Source organism: Streptomyces cylindrosporus (genome assembly GCF_022698165.1).
GTDB lineage: Bacteria > Actinomycetota > Actinomycetes > Streptomycetales > Streptomycetaceae > Streptomyces > Streptomyces cylindrosporus.
Genome location: NZ_JALDAY010000035.1, coordinates 1 through 1,396 on the forward strand (window position 1 = coordinate 1; position 1,396 = coordinate 1,396).

At 69.1% G+C, this 1,396-nt stretch carries 3 protein-coding genes; all 3 read right to left on the reverse strand.

The window, feature by feature from the left end; translation table 11 throughout:
• A partial coding sequence (locus MQP27_RS50730) for a DsrE/DsrF/DrsH-like family protein (protein WP_242779495.1) occupies positions 1-466 on the reverse strand: 466 nt, incomplete at its 3' end.
• A 15-nt stretch (positions 467-481) separates the two neighbouring features.
• Complete coding sequence (locus MQP27_RS50735) at positions 482-799, reverse strand: TusE/DsrC/DsvC family sulfur relay protein (RefSeq protein ID WP_242779497.1); 318 nt, start codon at positions 797-799, stop codon at positions 482-484.
• A 15-nt stretch (positions 800-814) separates the two neighbouring features.
• The coding region (locus MQP27_RS50740; protein ID WP_242779500.1) for an NAD(P)/FAD-dependent oxidoreductase at positions 815-1,396 on the reverse strand (582 nt) is incomplete at its 5' end.

Here is a 1,396-nt window from a genome sequence, read left to right on the forward strand (position 1 = left end):
AGATGATCTGGCCGCCGGCCGCGTGCTCGTAGAACTCGCCGACCGTGATGATGCCCTGGACCTGCTCGACCAGGTCGTCCTTGTCGAGTTCGAAGAGGTCGACGGAGGCCTTGCAGGCGTAGATGCCCGCGCCGGTGTCCGCGATCATCTCGATGAACTCGGGGATCGGCGGGATGTCGAGCTTGTCCATCTTGCGTTCCATGTAGCGGGTGACCAGGTCGGGGACGCCCGGCATGCCGCCCAGCAGGGTCGGCAGGTGCAGGCCGGGGTTGCCGACGGTGGCCAGCTTGATGTGCTCCCAGCGCTTCTTCGTGATGGCGTCCAGGCCGAAGAAGGTGAAGAACAGGTCGGCCTCGATGCCCTCGGCGCGGGCGCCGTTGGCCATGATCAGGGCGGGGTAGATCCCTTCCAGGGATCCCTTGGAGACGATGATCGAGGCCTTCTCGATCGTGGCGGTGCCGGACATGGCGGCTCACGCTCCTCAGATGCAGCCGCGCGGCTTGGGAATCCCGGCGATCCTCGCGGCCGTCTTCGCCGGACCTCTGGGGAAGAGCTGGTACAGCTCCTTGACGCTCACACCGGAGGTCTTGCCCAGCACACGGACGGTGGGGCCGGTGCCCTTGGCCGCGTACTGCTCGCGCATGAAGCGGATGACGGTCCAGTGCCGGTCGGTCAGCGTGTCGATGCCGGCCTCCTGGGCGAGTTGCTCGGCCATCGGCTCGCTCCAGCGGGCCGGGTCGGTGAAGAAGCCCTCGTCGTCGACGGGGACGGCGGTGCCGGCGTAGGTGGCGGTGGGCATGGCTGTTCTCCTCCCTCAGGCCTCGGCAGGGTGCTTGCCGTGCTCGGGCATCGCCGAGCCGATCCCGGGCAGCTCCCGGCCGGGCAGCAGGCTGTGCCAGTACAGCCACTCGAAGGCGAGCTTGCCGAGATGGGCGGCGTGCGACTCCTTCAGCAGCGGCAGGCCGACCGGGCCCGGGAAGTGACCGGGCAGCGGCTCGGTGTCGTAGTTGAAGTCGATCAGCAACGCCTTGTGGAAGCCGGTCTCCACGAAGCAGTTGGTGTGCCCGTCGAAGGAGGCGTCCAGCGCCTGTCCCGCCAGGAAGCGGCCGATGTTGTGCACCAGCACCTCGCCTTCGAAGTGCGCCACGGAGCCCGCCTTCGACGCCGGCAGGCCCGCCGCGTCCCCGATCGCGAACACCTCGGGCCGCTGCGGGTGTTGCAGCGTATGCGGGTCGACGGGCACGAAGCCGAGTTCGTCGCCGAGCCCTTCGGAGCGGCCCACGTACTCCGCGCCGCCGTGCAGCGGCACCACCGCCGCCAGGTCGAAGGGCACCTCGCGCCCGTCGTACGACACCAGCCGCCCGCCTTCGCCGTCGACCTCGCCCAGCGTGAACTC

Coding starts and splice junctions, on each gene's coding strand:
- MQP27_RS50735 (WP_242779497.1), bottom strand. CDS start 799: ATGCCCACCGCCACCTACGCCGGCACCGCCGTCCCCGTCGACGACGAG.